Source organism: Kitasatospora sp. NPDC050543 (assembly GCF_044457565.1).
Lineage (GTDB): Bacteria > Actinomycetota > Actinomycetes > Streptomycetales > Streptomycetaceae > Kitasatospora.
Genome location: NZ_JBITGZ010000001.1, coordinates 59,228 through 75,951 on the forward strand (window position 1 = coordinate 59,228; position 16,724 = coordinate 75,951).

Consider the following 16,724-nt stretch of genomic DNA (forward strand, 5'->3'; position numbering starts at 1 on the left):
ATGGCGTCCTTCCCCGCGATCGCGCGCTCGGAGTGGACGAAGATCCGCAGCGTCCGGTCCACGATCTGGACGCTCGCGCTGACCTTCGTGGTCACCGCTGGCCTCGGCGCGCTGCTCTCGCTGCTCACCAACAACAACTTCCAGGAGTTCGCCGACAACGACGGCGCCCCCTTCGACGCCACCGGCACCGCGTTCGCCGGCATCATGCTCGGCGAGCTGGCGATCATCGTCTTCGGGGTGCTGGCCGTCGGCAACGAGTACAGCACCGGGATGATCCGGGTGACCCTGGCCGCCGTGCCGCAGCGCGGCACCCTGCTCACCGGCAAGGCCGTGGTGCTCGGCGCGCTGGCCCTGGCGGTCTCGCTGGTCACCGCCTTCGTCACGTTCTTCCTCGGCCAGTCGCTGCTGGGCGTGCACTCCACCGGCCTGAGCGAGCCGCACGTGCTGCGCGCGGTCTTCGGCGCCGCGCTCTACCTGACGATGCTCTGCCTCTTCTCGGCTGGCGTGACGGCGATGCTGCACAACCAGACGCTGGCACTCGGCGTGCTGGTGCCGTTCTTCTTCCTGCTCTCGCCGATCCTCTCGGCGGTCCCCAAGGTGAAGACGCTGGCCCACTACTTCCCCGACTACGCGGGCTCGCGGATGCTGCGGGTGTACGAGCAGAGCGGCCAGCCGTACGGGCCGTGGACCGGGTTCTTCATCTGCCTGGCATGGACGCTGGCCGCGCTGGTCGGCGGCGCGCTGGTGCTCAAGAACCGGGACGCCTGACCGGGCCGGCCCGACCGGGCGCCGAGGCGCCCGAAGCACCGCACCGGCGCGGCGCCCCGCTCAGTAGCGCGGGGCGCCGCGTCCGCGCTGGATGTTGGAGCTGCGGCGCTCGCGCGCACCCCAGCAGGCGCGGTGCCAGTGCCGCCGGTCGTCCACGCCCGCGCCGTGCATCGGCCAGGCGACCAGGTGCCCGACGCCGGGCGGGATCTCCTGGTCGCAGCCCGGGCAGCGGTAGAAGCGCCCGGCCGTGCCGGCCACCGTCTGGACCACCCACTCCTCGTCCCGGTAGCTCTCGGTCCGTCGCAGCGAGCCGCCGAACGGCGCCGGTGCAGGTGCGGGTGCCTCGCGGTCGTCGGAACTCTTGATCCGGTTGCGGCGGGGGGACACGTCGGGCTACCTCTCCACGGGGGCTCGGAACCCCTCCAGATTACGGGTCACGCCCACCCCCGCGGTGCCCTACCACGGCATGCTCCGGTGCTCCACCGTTTCGCCCGAGATCCACCCGATCCTCCGCGAAATTCGTGATTCCGCGTGCCATTGGCACATGACATGGGTTAGTCACGAGGTGACAGGCGGGGCCCGCAGACCCTGCGTGCACCCGAGGAGGCCCATCCATGACCGAGACCACCACCCGCCCCGAGGCCGAGCTCCCCTCGCCCGAGCGGGCCGGCGGGCAACCGGCGGACACCGACGCCCTGCGGGTCGGCGCCTTCCTGCTCTCCGCGCAGTTCCCGGGCCAGGCCCACGCCGAGGTCCTCGAACGCACCGTCAGCGCCACCGTCGCGGCGGAGCGGGCCGGCCTGGACAGCGTATGGCTGGCCGAGCACCACTTCGTCCCGTACGGAGTCTGCCCCGACGCGGCGACGCTCGCCGCGCTGCTGCTCGGGCGGACCAGGCGGATCGGCCTCGGCACGGCGGTGAGCGTGCTCTCCACCCGCCACCCGGTGGCGCTCGGCGAGCAGGCCGCCCTGCTGCACCTGACCTCCGGCGGACGGTTCACGCTGGGCGTCGGGCGCGGCGGGCCGTGGATCGACCTGGACGTCTTCGGCACCGGTGTAGAGGCCTACGAGCGGGGCTTCCCCGAGCGGCTGGAGCTGCTGCTGCGCTGGCTGCGCGGCAGCCGGGTCGGCGCGGACGGGCCGCAGTTCAGCTTCCCCGAGGTGGCGGTGGTGCCGCGCGCCGGCGAGCCGCCGCGCCAGGCCGAGCCGCCCCGGCTGCCCGGCCTGTCCAGCTGGCTGGGCCTGGAGCAGGAGTCGGCCGGGCCGGTGCGCTTCCCCCGCCAGCGCAAGGACCGGCCCGCCGATGCGGCCGTGCACCGCCCGCCGGCCGGCCCGCCGGTGGTGGTCGCCTGCACCTCGCCGAACGGCGTCCGGCTGGCGGCCGAGCAGGGGCTGCCGATGCTGCTCGGCATGCACTCGGGGGACGAGGACAAGCAGCAGATGCTGGCGCTGTACCGCACCGCCTGGCTGGCCGCCGGGCGCGGCGAGGAGCAGCTGGCCAGGATCCGGCGCGAGCACGTGGCGGCGGGGGTGGCCCAGGTCGAGGACCGCACGTCGGCGGCCCGGGAGACCCTGCTGCGCTCGATGCCCGGCTGGTTCGAGTACGGGCTCGGTGCGCACCGCACGGTGGACGGCCGGGAGCGCAAGATGCGTGACCCGCGCGAGTACACCGAACTCCTCTGCGACCTGCACGCGGTGGGCACCGCGCGGCAGTGCGCGGACCGGCTGCTGGCGACCGCCGAGCGCACCGGCATCCGGCGCTTCGCACTGCTCGCCGAGGGCAGCGGGTGCCGCGAGGCGACCCTGCACAACATCGCCCGGCTGGGGGCGGAGGTACTCCCCCAGCTGGCCTGAGGCCCGGCGCCGGTCTGAGGGCGGCCGGCCCGGGCGGGTGACGGCCGGTACGGCCCGGGCCGCCCTGCCCCGGGCCCACGCAGCGGCTGACACGCCCGGGGCGAGGGGTGGGGCGGCCCGGTGGGCGCCCGGCCGTTGCGACGGCCGATCAGCAGTCCCGCAGCTCCTCCGACTGGTTGAGCAGCTGCTCCCGTACGGACGTGAAGCGCTGGTAGCGCCGCACATTGGCGTCCGAGGGGGCGAAGACCGCGACCCGGTGGCAGTTCTGGAAGGCCAGCTGCACGCCGAAGTGCCGCTGCAGGGCCCCCCGGATCGCGTCGCTGGCGAGCGCACGCAGCAGCTGGCCACGGGCCTGCTCGCTGGGTGGCGGTACCTGGTTGTCGGCGAAGTCGGTGCCGTCGACCTTCAGCTGGGCGACCAGCGAGCTGATCAGCTCCCAGGCGTACGGCAGGGAGACGCGGACGCAGTCGACGAATTCCCGCTCGTCGACCTCGCCCCGCTCGGCCTTCTCCAGAAGGGCCGGTGAGACGTCGAGCGACATGGGTTCTCCTCTCGCGGTCCACCCGCGCGCGGCGCCCGGGTGGTGGTGCGTTGGTGCGGATGGTGCCGTGCCGTGCTCAGGCTGTTCTCGATGATCGGGCCGGGGGTGGTGACCGGCCGTCAGGTGCTTCGAAGCCGGTGGCACGCCGAAGTGGCTCCGCCGGCTGAGGGCGGACTCCACTCAGAACAGCGTGGCAGCCATCGGCCGAGCGGGTTGGAGAATCCTCCGGATTTCGTGGGAAACGCCCGCCTGTGCACCAGATTGGCCGGATCCCATCGGATCGTTCATCCAAAGACTCCATCCCCGTTTGCCGACAGCTGCGCAAGCGTGCCGTCACACAACGTAGCTGCCCGTGGATACGGGCGCCAGAGTGTGTGAGGGACTACCGCCGGACCGCCGGACATCCATGTTCGCTGCCTTCGCGGTTTCTTCACCCAGCCATCGCGGAATCGCATCAACTGGCCCCGGTGGGCTAGCGTGGTCGACCGTGCGTCTCGTAATTGCCCGTTGCTCAGTCGACTATGCCGGTCGACTCTCCGCCCATCTGCCGTCCGCCACCAGGCTCATCCTGGTCAAGGCCGACGGCAGCGTCAGCATTCACGCCGACGACCGTGCCTACAAGCCGCTCAACTGGATGTCGCCACCCTGCACGCTCAAGGCGGGCGACGGCGTCTGGACGGTCGTGAACAAGGCCGGCGAGAAGCTGATCATCACCATGGAGGAGGTGCTGCACGACTCCTCCCACGAGCTCGGGGTCGACCCCGGACTCATCAAGGACGGCGTCGAGGCCCACCTCCAGGAACTGCTCGCGGACCGGATGGAGGTGCTCGGCAGCGGCTGGTCGCTGATCCGCCGCGAGTACCCGACCGCCATCGGCCCGGTCGACATCCTCTGCCGCGACTCCGACGGCGCGACCGTCGCCGTCGAGATCAAACGGCGCGGCGAGATCGACGGTGTCGAGCAGCTCACCCGCTACCTGGAGCTGCTCAACCGCGACCCGCTGCTCGCGCCGGTGAAGGGCGTCTTCGCCGCGCAGGAGATCAAGCCCCAGGCCCGCGTACTGGCCACCGACCGGGGCATCGGCTGCGTCGTCCTCGACTACGACGAGCTGCGCGGCATCGAGGACGACAAGCTCAAGCTGTTCTGACCCTCACGGCGACGACGTCGCACTGGTGCTGGTCGTCGGCGCCGGCGACGAGGGCGAGGGGGTCGTGGTCGGAGGGTTACTCGTCGGCGCCGGCGTCCAGGGCGCGCTGCTGCTCGTCGAGGGCCTCGGGACGGGCGGCTGGGGGCTGTTGGGCGCGGGGGGCTGAACCGGGGGCACCACCGGCGGCGCGGGCACCGAGGAGCTCTCCGAGGGCGTCGAGGCGCTCGGACTGGCCGACTTCGAGGGCTTCTTGCTCGGCGAGCGCGAGGCGCTCGGGCTCGCACTGCTCGCGGACGGGTCCGGCGTCGCCGACTCGCTGCCGGTCGGCGAGGCCTCCGGGCTGTCCGTGGCCGAGCCGCTCATGGTCGGCAGTGGGAGATTGCCGCCCATCCCGCTGAGGTCCTCCGGGCTGCCGGGCCGCACCGTACCGCCGCCGCGCGAGTCCGGCCCCGCGACGCTCAGCCCGATCGCCGCGCCGAGCACCCCGAGGGCGAGCACCGCCGCCGAGGCCGCGAGCACCGTACGGCTGGTCCGGCCGGTACCCGGGGTGGACCTGAAGCGCCACGGCACCTGGGCGGCGATGGCCCGGATGACCGGCCTGCGGGTCGCCGACGGGGCGTTCGCGGTGTCGGGCAGGTCGCGGTCGGCCCGCAGCAGATCGAGCATCCGGCCGGCCGCCGCACTGCCACGCGGCTCGTTCGCGGCCTGCCGCAGGGTGATCGCCGACTCCAGCTCGGCCGCCGCCCTGGCCTGCGAGCGCACGCAGAGCGCGTACACCCCCAACTCGTGCCGGAACCAGGCCTCGTCGACGGCGGAGCCGGTCTCCCGGGCGGCCTCCAGGCCGAGCTCCAGGGCCTGCTCCCAGGCTCCCCAGCGCAGGGCCAGGGCCAGGGCCGGGGCAGCCGCCTTGGCGAGCCGCAGGACGGCCTGTGGTCGCCCGGCCTCCCGGTCGGCGGTCATCGCGCCGATCACCACCTCGGCCTCGGCCGCGATCTGCTCGGTGCTGACCGAGCTGTGGCCCACCCACCAGGAGAAGTGCTGGGCCGCGCCGTCGGTGCTGTCGGCGGCCGGCCAGTGCGGCGCGAGCAGCTCCAACGCGCCCGCGGTGAGCCGGTGGTGGCCGCCGATGGAGACGGCGAGGCCGCAGTCGGCCAGCTCGTGCAGGGCGCTCTCACCGTGGCTGACGTCGATCAGCGCGGGCAGGTGCGGGGCGGTCGGGCACTCGCCGCCGAGCGCCACCGCGAGCCGCAGCACCACCTGGGCGGACTCGCTCAGCCCCTGGGCGAGCCGGACGGCCGGCGCCGCGCTCTCCGCCACGGACGGCAGCGAGACGCTCTGGCGCAGCCTGGCCTCGCGGACGGCGGGGTCCGGGTTCTCGACCTGCTTCTCCAGCGTGCCGAAGACGCTGTGCCGGTCCTCCTCCGCCGCGACCAGCGCGTCGACCGCCACGTCCCGCTGACGCAGCAGCGCGGCGGCCTGGACGAAGCGCAGCGGCAGGCCCTCGGACTCGAACCAGAGGTCGACGGCCCAGGCCCGCTCGGCCTCGTCCAGCGCCCGGCCGGCGAGCCGGGCGGTCAGCGCCAGACACGCGGACCGGGACAGGCCCGCCACCAGGTGATCCTCCAGCCGGGAGTCCAGCGGCAGCGAGGGGCTGTCGGGGGCGACCGAGACAAGGAAGGCGCAGTCGGGCGCGGCCGCCAGCATGGTCTCCAGCTCGGCCCCGGCCGGCCCGAGCTCGTCGATCACCACGATCGCGCCGACCGTGGCGAGGTACTGGGACAGCTGCGCGGGATCGGGCCGGAAGCCGGGCGCGTGGTGGGTGGCGGCGAAGAGCTCCTGGAGCAGGTCGGCGGCGCTGCGGCGGTGTCCGCAGAGCTGGACGACCCCGTCGGGCGCGAGGTCGGCGGCGGCCTCGGCGACGGCCTTCAGCAGCGCGCTGCGGCCCGATCCGGCCTGGCCGACCAGCCGGATCGAGCGGCCCTCGGCGAGTCGGCCGAGCAGCTGGGCGACGTCCGCCTCCCGGTCCAGCAGCGGCAGGTCCGCGGGCCCGGAGCCCAGCGCCAGCGGACCGACCGCCGGGCTCGGGCCGAGCTGGCCGCGGCTCTGGTCCCGGCGCGCGGTGCGGCGCGGCCTGGGCCGCCACTCCTCGGGGCACGGCCGGGCCTCGGACCCGTCCGGGCCGCCCACGCTCACCAGCAGACCGCCCGAGACCAGCTCGCCGGTCCGGGGGCGTACGCCCTCCTGCCGGAAGTCACCGGATGGCTGTCCCACGTTGTGCTCCGCCCATGCTCGGCCGCCCGGCTAGGCGCCGGCGCGCTGACGACTGCGACCGGCCGCGCGCGGGCAGGCTCGATCCCGGCGGCCGTCTTCTTGACCGCAGACTCTCGCACACTAGTCCCCACCCGCGCAGCAGCCCTCCCCCAGGACGGCCTCCGGCAGCGGCTCGGAGCGCTCCCGCCGGGGCGGATCGGACTCCCGCGGGTGGTCCCGGCCGCCCGTCGAGACGGACCGTCAGAGCCGCGGGCAGCCGCCCGCAGGGGCGGACGGCGCCGAACACCGAACGCTCACGACAGCGGACGGCTCAGAGCAGCGGCGCGACGACCGGCTGGCCCGTGACCGGGCCGAGGGCGGGCAGGGTCGCGCCGAGCGGCTCGGGGACGGTGCCCTCGACCGCGAGGATGCGGTGCAGGCGGGTGGCCACCAGCAGGCGCTGGAGCTGCGCGGGCACGGCCCGCAGCACCAGCCTGCGGCCGAGCCGGCCGGCCCGGCGGTGGGTGCCCATGATGACGCCGAGCCCGGTGGCGTCCCAGGAGTCCAGGCGGCCGAGGTCGAGTACGAGGTCACCCTGCCCGCCGTCGACGGCCTGGTGCAGGCGGACCCTGGCGTCGGCGGCGCTGCGGACGTCGAGGCGGCCTTCGAGGGCCAGGGCCGTGTGGTCGCCGATGATTCGCATGCTCTCCTCCTCCGCTTGCCAGGCCTGCCCGCGGGCATCGGCCTGCCGCCGGGCGCCGGCTCCGTTCCGGGTTCAAGGTGCCGGGGGTGAGAGGTCCGGCTCAAGGCGCCGGATGCGGACCGAGTCCGGCACGCCCGGGCCCCCGGCGGCCGCGCCGGGGCTCCCCCTCATCTGACGGCGAACCAGCTCCGCAGGTTGCTGGTCAGGGCCAGATCTGAAGCAACTTCACTCGTCCGAGGGAATATACGCAGTAAGTCCCCACACCTACGCTCGATTACCGCCCAAATCACCCGTCTGCGGCAGCGGCGTGAGGAAACTCACCAGTTCGTGGCACGGCAGGCCGTACGATGCACCGGTCGTACGACCCGCCGGGCCAGGAGGTCCCCCGGGTCCGATCCGATCGGACCCCGGGTCACTTGCCTTCGTACGGGTAGAAGCCCCGGCCGCTCTTGCGGCCCAGGTCGCCCGCCGTGACCATCCGCGCCATGATCTCCGGCGCGGCGAACTTCTCGTCCTTGGTCTCCTCGTAGATGTTGCGCGCGGCGTGCAGCAGGATGTCCACGCCGGTCAGGTCGGCGGTCTGCAGCGGGCCCATCGGGTGGCCGAAGCCGAGCCGGCAGGCGGTGTCGATGTCCTCGGCGGTGGCGACACCGGACTCGTACAGCTTCGCGGCCTCCACGACCAGCGCGGTGATCAGGCGGGTGGTGACGAAGCCGGCCACGTCACGGTTGACCACGACCACCTCCTTGCCCACGCCCTCGGCGAACTCACGGGCCGCCGCCAGCGTGGCGTCGCTGGTCTTGTAACCACGCACCAGCTCGACCAGGCGCATCAGCGGCACCGGCGAGAAGAAGTGCACGCCGACCACGGACTCCGGCCGCGAGGTGACGGCGGCGATCCGGGTGATCGGGATGGCGGAGGTGTTGGAGGCCAGCACGGCGCCGTCCTTGGCGAGCTTGTCGAGCTCCCGGAAGACGCCTTCCTTCACGTCCAGGCGCTCGAAGACCGCCTCGATCACGATGTCGGCCTCGGCCACCGCGCCCAGGTCGGTGGTGGTGGTGATCCGGCCCAGCGCAGCCTCGGCCTCCTCGGCCGTCAGCTTGCCCTTGGAGACGAACTTGTCGTAGGAGGCGCGGATGCCGTCCAGACCGCGCTGGAGGGCGGCGTCGGTGACGTCCCGCAGCACCACCGGGTGCCCGGCCTGGGCGGAGACCTGGGCGATGCCGGCGCCCATCAGTCCGGCGCCGATCACGGCGATCTGCTTGCTGCTGGGTACGTTGCTCATCGCTGCTTCTCCCGGGTGCGTTGTTCGCCCATCCGCCACCGCCGGCTCCTGACCCGGCGTCGGCGCTCCCACTGGCTCAGGACCGTGCCTGAAGGCGGCTCAGGGCAGGGGTCACCCCCCGGAGCCGCGCCACTCTCGGCCGGACTCTAATGCCCCTGGGGGCTCCGTGGTGAGATTGGGCGATGTGATCTGTGCCCGACCGAGAGGTGGAACATGCGGGCCCTGGCGTATCTGCTGCTGAGCTTCGCCGTGGTGGGGGTCCTCGTCCTGCTGCTGCGCTGGACGTACGGCAGTGGGAAGTCGCTGGTGGCACGCCGGCCCCGGACCGGCCGCGCGGACGAGTACGGCCTGCTGGTGGCCGTCGCCGCGCCCGCGGACGCCGCCGAGGCACGGCGGCTGGCCGCCGCCCTGAGCACCGCCGGACTGCGGCACACCGTGGTGGCCACCTCCGACGGGCTGCGGCTGATGGTCTGGCCGGCCGACGAGGGCGCCGCCCGGGACGCCCTGCGCCGTCACTGACGCCCACGCGCCGCCATCGGGAAGCCCCCGGCAAGCCCGCGGAGGCGGCCGGAGGACCGCGAAGCCTCGTAGAAGCGCCGAGCCCGGTCAGCGGTCGCGGTCAGCGGTTCTCGCCGGGCACCCAGAGCACGTCGCCCTGCTCCTTGTTGGCCGCCCGGGCGAGGATGAACAGCAGGTCGGACAGCCGGTTGAGGTACTTGGCGGTCAGCGGGTTGACGCTGTCCCCGTGCATCTCGATCGCCGCCCAGGTGGCCCGCTCGGCCCGCCGCACCACCGTGCAGGCCAGATGCAGGTACGCCGCGCCGGCCGTGCCCCCGGGGAGAATGAAGCTGCGCAGCTTCTCCAGCGTCTCCAGGTACTGGTCGCAGTCCGCCTCCAGCCGGTCGATGTACGTCTGGAGCACCCGCAGCGGCGGGTACTTCGGATCCTCCACCACCGGCGTGGCCAGGTCGGCCCCGACGTCGAACAGGTCGTTCTGGACCCGGGTGAGCACCGCCGCCACATCCGCCGGCAGCCCGCCGGCCGCGATGGCCACCCCGATCGCCGCGTTGGCCTCGTTGGTGTCCGCATAGGCGATCAGCCGGGGGTCCGTCTTGGTCGTCCGGCTCATGTCGCCGAGCGCCGTGGTGCCGTCATCGCCGGTACGGGTGTAGATACGCGTCAGGTTGACCATGCCCAGCAGACTACTCAGCTCTTTCGGGCCTCACCCGTGATTGCGACCCCGATCACAAACCCCTTCGCGGGCCCCTCGGGAATGACGACCTCGGTGCCGTAGGGCATCCGCACCTCGGCCTCGTGGGTGGCCTTCTGTGGATCTGGTGAGCTGAGCAGCGTCACATGGCCGTCACCATCGAATGCGTCGATGGCGACACGGCGCCCACCGCGCGGGCGGGGAGGAGGCGGAGCAATCCGCCCGAAGGCGTGGCAGGAGCTACGCGACGTTGACCCTCTGGCCGGGCGGGGCGGCCTCCAGCCAGGCGAGGAAGCCGGTCAGGGCGTCCTCGCTCATGGCGAGCTCCAGGGGGGCGCCGTTGTGCAGGCAGCGCAGCACGACCGAGCCGGAGAGCAGAGCGAGCTCCTCCTGGCCCTCGGGGTAGCGGCGGCCGAGCACCTCGATCTCCCGGCGCGGGAGGACCCGGCGGGGGCGCGGGGCGTAGGAGAAGACCCGGAACCACTCGATGGAGTCGCCGCTGTACCGCCCGATACCAAAAACCCACCCCTTGCCATCGGTCTGCGGAACCGGGGCTGAGGTGGGTTTGCCGTTCTCGTCGAGGTCGGGCTGCGTGGAGGCGTCGGCCGGCATTTTGAGCCGGTAGCTGCAGTCGAACGTGCCGCCGACGCGCTGGATCACACGCCGGCGTACCGCGAAGGCCACCAGCCCGGCCACTCCGAGCGCCACGACCGCCGCACACACCACAAGGGCGAGGACCATGCTCACCGACCTCCTCGCTACCTGCGTTCCCCGAATCGGTCGTATCTACCTAGCGACCGCACTGTCCTACCAACTGATACGACAGTCCCGGGGTCACGCTCGCGCGTCCCCGGGACCGTCGGTCGTACTCTGCTCAGGCCGCCTTGAGGCCTCGTGCGGCGACGAGACGAACCTCGGCGCGGCGCTCGGCGTGGGCGTCGAGCTCGCTCTGGGCGTTCTCCAGGGCGCGCTCGGCACGGGCGACATCGATCTCGTCCGCCAGCTCGGCGATCTCTGCGAGCAGAGACAGCTTGTTGTCGGCGAAGGAGATGAAGCCACCGTGCACCGCGGCGATGACGGTGCCGCCATCGGTGGTCCGGATGGTGACCGGGCCGGACTCCAGCACGCTCAGCACCGGGGTGTGGCCCGGCATGATGCCGGTGTCACCGGAGGCCGTACGGGCGACAACGATGGTGGCCGCACCGGACCACACCTTGCGGTCGGCTGCGACCAGCTCGACGTGCAGCTCAGCCAACGTGGGCTCCTAGGCTCATGCAACGCCCGATTACTCGGGAGTTTCGGTAAGAATAACGGGCCCGCGCCCCGGAGATGAAACCGGCGGCACGGAAATGACCGGAATCACAGTGATGTGCCGCGAGGGGTGGTCCCCAGGGCTGGGGGCCACCCCTCACGATCACACTGCTGCTACCGGCCGCGAATTACTTCTTCGCGAGCTCGGCGGCGTTCTTCTCGAGGTCCTCGATGCCACCGCACATGAAGAAGGCCTGCTCGGGAACCGAGTCGTACTTGCCGTCCGCGATCGCGTTGAAGGCCTCGATGGTCTCCGACAGCGGCACGGTCGAACCCTCGACGCCGGTGAACTGCTTGGCGACGTAGGTGTTCTGCGACAGGAAGCGCTCGATACGACGGGCACGGTGAACCGTGATCTTGTCGTCCTCGGACAGCTCGTCGATACCGAGGATCGCGATGATGTCCTGGAGGTCCTTGTACTTCTGCAGGATCCCCTTGATACGGATGGCCGTCTCGTAGTGGTCCTGCGCGATGTAGCGCGGGTCCAGGATGCGGGACGTGGAGTCCAGCGGGTCGACGGCCGGGTAGATGCCCTTCTCGGAGATCGGACGGGAGAGAACCGTCGTCGCGTCGAGGTGGGCGAAGGTGGTCGCCGGGGCCGGGTCGGTCAGGTCGTCCGCGGGGACGTAGATCGCCTGCATCGAGGTGATCGAGTGACCGCGGGTCGAGGTGATGCGCTCCTGGAGGAGGCCCATCTCGTCGGCCAGGTTCGGCTGGTAACCCACCGCGGAGGGCATACGGCCGAGCAGGGTCGACACCTCGGAACCGGCCTGGGTGAACCGGAAGATGTTGTCGATGAAGAGCAGAACGTCCTGCTGCTCCACGTCACGGAAGTACTCCGCCATGGTCAGCGCGGAGAGCGCGACCCGCAGACGGGTGCCCGGCGGCTCGTCCATCTGGCCGAAGACCAGCGCGGTCTTGTCCAGAACACCCGAGTCGACCATCTCGTGGATGAGGTCGTTGCCCTCACGGGTGCGCTCGCCGACACCGGCGAACACCGACACACCACCGAAGTTCTCGGCGACGCGGTAGATCATCTCCTGGATCAGAACGGTCTTGCCGACACCGGCACCACCGAACAGACCGATCTTGCCACCCTGGACGTACGGGGTGAGCAGGTCGATGACCTTGATACCGGTCTCGAACATCTCGGTCTTGGACTCGAGGTCCTTGAACGCGGGAGCCTTGCGGTGGATCGGCCAGCGGACCTCGACCTGGGACTCGAACTCGTCCTTGTCGACGTTCAGCACCTCACCGAGGGCGTTGAAGACCTTGCCCTTGGTGATCTGGCCGACCGGGACGGAGATCGCCGCACCGGTGTCGGAGACCTGCGCGCCACGGACCAGGCCGTCGGTCGGCTGCATCGAGATGCCGCGGACCACGCCGTCGCCGAGGTGCTGCGCGACCTCGAGGGTCAGGGTCTTGGTGCCCGAGCCGTCGGGGTTGTTCACCTCGACGTGCAGGGCGTTGAACATGTCCGGAATCGCGTCGACGGGGAACTCCACGTCGACGACCGGGCCGATGACCCGCGCGACGCGGCCCGTCGCCGTGGTCGGCTCAACTGTGGTGGTCATTCTCATTCGCTCCCGCGGCTAGCGTCGGCGAGCGCGTTGGCACCGCCGACGATCTCGCTGATTTCCTGGGTGATCTCGGCCTGACGGGCCGAGTTGGCAAGCCGCGTGAGCGACTTGATGAGCTCTCCCGCATTGTCGGTCGCGCTCTTCATCGCGCGCCGGCGAGCGGCGTGCTCCGAGGCGGCCGACTGCAGCAGCGCGTTGTAGATCCGGCTCTCGACGTACCGCGGCAGCAGCGCGTCCAGGACGCCCTCCGCCGACGGCTCGAAGTCGTACAGCGGGAAGATCTCGTGCTTGGCCTTCGACTCGTCGCTGAGCTGGACCTCGTCCAGCTTCAGCGGCAGCAGCCGGGAGTCCACCGCGGTCTGAGTCAGCATGGACTCGAACTTGGTGGACACCAGGTGAAGCTCGTCCACGCCACCGGTCTCGGCCGTGAAGGCCTCGATCAGGTCACTCGCAACGGCCTTGGCGTCGCCGTACGTCGGCTTGTCCGAGAAGCCCGTCCACGCCTTCGCGACCGGCAGGTCACGGAAGCTGTAGTACGAGACACCCTTGCGACCGACGATGTACGTCACCACGTCCTTGCCCTCGGCACGCAGCTGCGCGGAGAGCGCGGTCGCCTGCTTGATGGCGTTGGCCGAGTAGCCGCCGGCCAGGCCGCGGTCCGCCGTGATCAGCAGGACCGCGGCGCTGGCGGCGCCGGGCTTCTCGGTGGTGAGCGGGTGCTTGGCGTTGGACCGGGTGGCCACCGCCGTCACCGCCCGGGTGAGCTCATCGGCGTACGGAGTGGAGGCGGCCACCGCGCGCTGCGCCTTGACGATGCGCGACGCGGAGATCATCTCCATCGCCTTGGTGATCTTCTTCGTCGCGGTGACAGAGCGGATCCGGCGCTTGTAGACCCGAAGCTGTGCTCCCATGGGTCGTTACGTCCTTTCCCTCGTTACCGGACTCAGGCCTGCTCGGAGAGCAGCTTGCCGTCGGCCGTGGTGAAGCCCAGCTTGAAGGCCTTGATCGCCTCGGTCAGCGCGTCGATGGTGCCGTCCTCCAGCTTGGAGGTCTCGACGATGCCGGCCAGCAGGTCCTTCTTCGAGGTCCGCAGGTGGTCCAGGAACTCGCGCTCGAAGCGGCGGATGTCCGCGACCGGTACGTCGTCCAGCTTGCCGGTGGTGCCGGCCCAGATGGAAACGACCTGCTCCTCGACCGGGAACGGCTGGTACTGGCCCTGCTTCAGCAGCTCGACCATGCGCGCACCGCGCTCCAGCTGGGCCTTGGAGGCCGCGTCCAGGTCGGAACCGAAGGCGGCGAACGCCTCCAGCTCACGGTACTGGGCCAGGTCCAGGCGCAGGCGGCCGGCGACCGACTTCATGGCCTTGATCTGGGCGGAGCCACCGACGCGGGAGACCGAGATACCGACGTTCACGGCCGGGCGGATGCCGGCGTTGAACAGGTCGGACTCCAGGAAGCACTGGCCGTCGGTGATGGAGATGACGTTGGTCGGGATGTACGCCGACACGTCGTTGGCCTTGGTCTCGATGATCGGCAGACCGGTCATCGAGCCCGCGCCCAGCTCGTCGGAGAGCTTCGCGCAGCGCTCCAGCAGGCGGGAGTGCAGGTAGAAGACGTCACCCGGGTAGGCCTCGCGGCCCGGCGGACGACGGAGCAGCAGCGACACGGAGCGGTACGCCTCGGCCTGCTTCGACAGGTCGTCGAAGATGATGAGGACGTGCTTGCCGTCGTACATCCACTCCTGGCCGATGGCCGAGCCGGTGTACGGGGCGAGGTACTTGAAGCCGGCCGGGTCGGAGGCGGGAGCAGCCACGATGGTGGTGTACTCCAGCGCGCCGGCCTCCTCCAGGGCGCCACGCACGGACGCGATGGTGGAGCCCTTCTGGCCCACGGCGACGTAGATGCAGCGGACCTGCTTCTTCGGGTCGCCCGAGCGCCAGTTGTCACGCTGGTTGATGATCGTGTCGATCGCCACCGCGGTCTTGCCGGTCTGGCGGTCGCCGATGATCAGCTGACGCTGGCCACGGCCGATCGGGGTCATCGCGTCGATGGCCTTGATGCCGGTCTGCATCGGCTCGTGGACCGACTTGCGGACCATGACGCCGGGAGCCTGCAGCTCCAGGGCGCGGCGGCCGGAGGAGGCGATGTCGCCCAGACCGTCGATCGGGTTGCCCAGCGGGTCCACGACGCGGCCGAGGTAGCCCTCGCCGACCGGGACGGAGAGGACCTCGCCGGTGCGGTGCACCGTCTGACCCTCTTCGATGCCGCTGAACTCACCGAGGACGACGACACCGATCTCGCGGGTGTCGAGGTTCAGCGCGAGGCCGAGGGTTCCGTCCTCGAACTTCAGCAGCTCGTTGGCCATGACCGAGGGCAGACCCTCGACCTTGGCGATACCGTCCATGGCCTCAGTGACCGTGCCGACCTCTTCACGCGAGGCGGCGTCCGGCTGGTACGACTGGACAAAGTCGGCCAGCGCGTCCCGGATTTCCTCCGGACGGATCGTAAGCTCCGCCATCAGGCTTCCCTGCTCTCCTAGTTTGCGATCCTCGGCCCGCCATTGAGGGCCGCAAGTATTCGACTCTCGGCCGGGTCGTATTGAACCGGCCGTACGATTTGCCGACTCCGAGGAGCCGGTGCCCGACCGAGGGTCGGATGTTGCTTGTGTCAGCCTTCGAGGGCCTGGCGAGCGCCTTCGAGGCGGCTCGACACGGTGCCGTCGATGATCTCGTCACCGATCTGCACCCGGACACCGCCGACGACCTCGGGGTCGACGTCGATGTTCAGGTGGACCGCACGGCCGTAGAGCCGGCCCAGGGCACCCGACAGGCGCTCCCGCTGGCTGTCCGACAGCGGCACCGAGCTGGTGACCAGGGCCACCACACGACCGCGCCGGGCGGCGGCGAGCTTGGAGTAGGACTCCAGGCCCTGCTCCAGGCTACGGCCACGCGGGTTGGTGACCAGCGAGATCACCAGACGCACGGTGGCCGGGTTGGCCCGGCCGCCGAGCAGCTTGGTGATCAGCTCGGCCTTGGCGGCCTTGCCGGCCTTGGGCTCGGTGAGCGCGGCGCGCAGCTCGTGCGAGCCGCTGACGATCCGGCCGAACCGGAAGAGCTCGTCCTCGACGTCGTCCAGCGCACCGGCCTTCTCGGCGGCGATGATCTCGGCGTACGCGGCGAGTTCCTCGCACGCGTCCACCAGGTCACGACCGCCCGACCAGCGGGAGCGGACCAGGCCGGAGACCAGGTCGACCGTCTCGCCGGAGACCTGGCCGGTCAGCAGCGAAGCGACCAGCTGGGCCTTGTCCTGACCGGACCGCGAGGGGTCGGTCAGGACCCGGCGCAGCGACACCTCGCGGTCCAGCAGGACCGTGACGGCGGCGAGCTCCTCGGCGGTCCTGGCCGCGTCCACCGAGGTGGAGTCGGTCAGGGCCTCGAGGTTCTGCCGGCCGGCTGCGAGGGCCTCACGGCTCGCGCCGATCACTTGGCAGCGCCCTGGGCAGCGGCGGCCTTGGCCTCCAGCTCGTCCAGGAAGCGGTCGATCACGCCGCTCTGCCGGGCGGAGTCCTCAAGGGACTCACCCACGATGCGGGAGGCAAGCTGCGAAGCGAGCGAACCCACGTCCTGGCGCAGGGCGGCAGTCGCCTGCTTCTTGTCGGCCTCGATCTGGGCGTGACCGGCGGCGATGACGGCCTCGCGCTGACGCTGGCCCTCCTCGCGCATCTCGGCGATCTGGGCCGCGCCCTGCTCACGCGCCTGCTCGGTGATCCGAGCAGCCTCGTGACGTGCCTCGGCCAGCTCGGCACGGTACTGCTCGAGCAGGGCCTGGGCCTCGCGCTGAGCGACCTCGGCGCGCTCCATACCACCCTCGATGGCGTCCCGGCGGTCCGCCAGCACCTTCTCGATGCTGGGCAGGAGCTTCTTGCCGAGGAGGCCGAAGACGATGAAGAAGCAGAGCAGGCCGATGATGACCTCGGGCCATGCGGGGAGAAGAGGGTTCATCTTCTCCTCTGCCGCAAGGGCGACCACGGGGCTCATATCTGAACCTTTCGTCGAAAAGGGCTACCGGTGTGCCGG

General features: G+C 71.3%; 18 protein-coding genes. 4 read left to right on the forward strand and 14 right to left on the reverse strand.

The window, feature by feature from the left end:
* A complete protein-coding gene (locus tag ACIBH3_RS00225; RefSeq protein ID WP_396309559.1) occupies positions 1-768 on the forward strand; it encodes an ABC transporter permease subunit in 768 nt (255 codons plus the stop codon).
* A 60-nt stretch (positions 769-828) separates the two neighbouring features.
* On the opposite strand, the gene ACIBH3_RS00230 is transcribed toward ACIBH3_RS00225, so the two are convergent.
* Complete coding sequence (locus ACIBH3_RS00230) at positions 829-1,155, reverse strand: ATP/GTP-binding protein (RefSeq protein WP_396309560.1); 327 nt, start codon at positions 1,153-1,155, stop codon at positions 829-831.
* Positions 1,156-1,463: 308 nt separating this feature from the next.
* Here ACIBH3_RS00230 and ACIBH3_RS00235 point away from each other — a divergent pair, with 308 nt between their 5' ends.
* Entirely contained in the window at positions 1,464-2,621 is a 1,158-nt protein-coding gene (locus ACIBH3_RS00235) for an LLM class flavin-dependent oxidoreductase (RefSeq protein ID WP_396309932.1), read from the forward strand.
* A 148-nt stretch (positions 2,622-2,769) separates the two neighbouring features.
* Here ACIBH3_RS00235 and ACIBH3_RS00240 read toward each other — a convergent pair whose 3' ends face one another.
* Positions 2,770-3,162 (reverse strand): SCO5389 family protein, encoded by a 393-nt coding sequence (locus ACIBH3_RS00240; RefSeq protein WP_396309561.1) that lies wholly within the window; start codon positions 3,160-3,162, stop codon positions 2,770-2,772.
* Between the two features lie 487 nt (positions 3,163-3,649).
* On the opposite strand from ACIBH3_RS00240, the gene nucS reads away from it, so the two are divergent.
* Positions 3,650-4,309 (forward strand): endonuclease NucS, encoded by a 660-nt coding sequence (gene nucS, locus ACIBH3_RS00245; RefSeq protein WP_396309562.1) that lies wholly within the window; start codon positions 3,650-3,652, stop codon positions 4,307-4,309.
* Positions 4,310-4,312: 3 nt separating this feature from the next.
* Here the strand turns inward: nucS and ACIBH3_RS00250 are convergent, their stop codons facing one another.
* The 3 genes from ACIBH3_RS00250 to ACIBH3_RS00260 form a co-directional block, all read right to left on the reverse strand.
* On the reverse strand, positions 4,313-6,580 hold the full coding sequence (locus ACIBH3_RS00250; RefSeq protein ID WP_396309563.1) for an ATP-binding protein: 2,268 nt from the start codon (positions 6,578-6,580) through the stop codon (positions 4,313-4,315).
* A 310-nt stretch (positions 6,581-6,890) separates the two neighbouring features.
* Complete coding sequence (locus tag ACIBH3_RS00255; RefSeq protein ID WP_396309564.1) at positions 6,891-7,262, reverse strand: STAS domain-containing protein; 372 nt, start codon at positions 7,260-7,262, stop codon at positions 6,891-6,893.
* A 412-nt stretch (positions 7,263-7,674) separates the two neighbouring features.
* A complete protein-coding gene (locus ACIBH3_RS00260) occupies positions 7,675-8,547 on the reverse strand; it encodes a 3-hydroxyacyl-CoA dehydrogenase family protein (RefSeq protein WP_396309565.1) in 873 nt (290 codons plus the stop codon).
* Between the two features lie 213 nt (positions 8,548-8,760).
* Between ACIBH3_RS00260 and ACIBH3_RS00265 the strand changes: the two genes are divergently transcribed.
* Positions 8,761-9,066, forward strand: coding sequence for a hypothetical protein (locus ACIBH3_RS00265; protein ID WP_396309566.1), 306 nt, complete (start codon positions 8,761-8,763; stop codon positions 9,064-9,066).
* 100 nt (positions 9,067-9,166) lie between these two features.
* On the opposite strand, the gene ACIBH3_RS00270 is transcribed toward ACIBH3_RS00265, so the two are convergent.
* The 9 genes from ACIBH3_RS00270 to ACIBH3_RS00310 all read right to left on the reverse strand — a co-directional run bounded on the left by ACIBH3_RS00270 (position 9,167) and on the right by ACIBH3_RS00310 (position 16,685).
* Positions 9,167-9,739 carry a cob(I)yrinic acid a,c-diamide adenosyltransferase gene (locus ACIBH3_RS00270; RefSeq protein ID WP_396309567.1) on the reverse strand — a complete coding sequence of 191 codons (573 nt, stop codon included), beginning with the start codon at positions 9,737-9,739 and terminating at the stop codon, positions 9,167-9,169.
* 14 nt (positions 9,740-9,753) lie between these two features.
* Positions 9,754-9,903 carry a hypothetical protein gene (locus ACIBH3_RS00275; protein WP_396309568.1) on the reverse strand — a complete coding sequence of 50 codons (150 nt, stop codon included), beginning with the start codon at positions 9,901-9,903 and terminating at the stop codon, positions 9,754-9,756.
* Between the two features lie 94 nt (positions 9,904-9,997).
* Complete coding sequence (locus ACIBH3_RS00280) at positions 9,998-10,498, reverse strand: DUF2550 domain-containing protein (protein ID WP_396309569.1); 501 nt, start codon at positions 10,496-10,498, stop codon at positions 9,998-10,000.
* A 133-nt stretch (positions 10,499-10,631) separates the two neighbouring features.
* Positions 10,632-11,012, reverse strand: a complete 381-nt coding sequence (locus ACIBH3_RS00285; protein ID WP_396309570.1) for a F0F1 ATP synthase subunit epsilon — start codon at positions 11,010-11,012, stop codon at positions 10,632-10,634.
* Positions 11,013-11,196: 184 nt separating this feature from the next.
* Positions 11,197-12,642 carry a F0F1 ATP synthase subunit beta gene (atpD, locus tag ACIBH3_RS00290; RefSeq protein WP_396309571.1) on the reverse strand — a complete coding sequence of 482 codons (1,446 nt, stop codon included), beginning with the start codon at positions 12,640-12,642 and terminating at the stop codon, positions 11,197-11,199.
* 2 nt (positions 12,643-12,644) lie between these two features.
* Positions 12,645-13,559: a F0F1 ATP synthase subunit gamma gene (locus tag ACIBH3_RS00295; RefSeq protein ID WP_396309572.1), complete on the reverse strand. Its 915-nt coding sequence runs from the start codon at positions 13,557-13,559 to the stop codon at positions 12,645-12,647.
* A gap of 32 nt (positions 13,560-13,591) precedes the next feature.
* Complete coding sequence (gene atpA / locus ACIBH3_RS00300; RefSeq protein WP_396309573.1) at positions 13,592-15,166, reverse strand: F0F1 ATP synthase subunit alpha; 1,575 nt, start codon at positions 15,164-15,166, stop codon at positions 13,592-13,594.
* A 149-nt stretch (positions 15,167-15,315) separates the two neighbouring features.
* The gene (locus ACIBH3_RS00305; protein WP_396309574.1) at positions 15,316-16,131 is read right to left on the reverse strand and encodes a F0F1 ATP synthase subunit delta; all 816 of its coding nucleotides are present in this window, start codon (positions 16,129-16,131) and stop codon (positions 15,316-15,318) included.
* Positions 16,128-16,685 (reverse strand): F0F1 ATP synthase subunit B, encoded by a 558-nt coding sequence (locus tag ACIBH3_RS00310; RefSeq protein WP_396309575.1) that lies wholly within the window; start codon positions 16,683-16,685, stop codon positions 16,128-16,130. Before ACIBH3_RS00310 ends, ACIBH3_RS00305 begins: the two co-directional genes overlap by 4 nt.
* Positions 16,686-16,724: the final 39 nt, after the last annotated feature.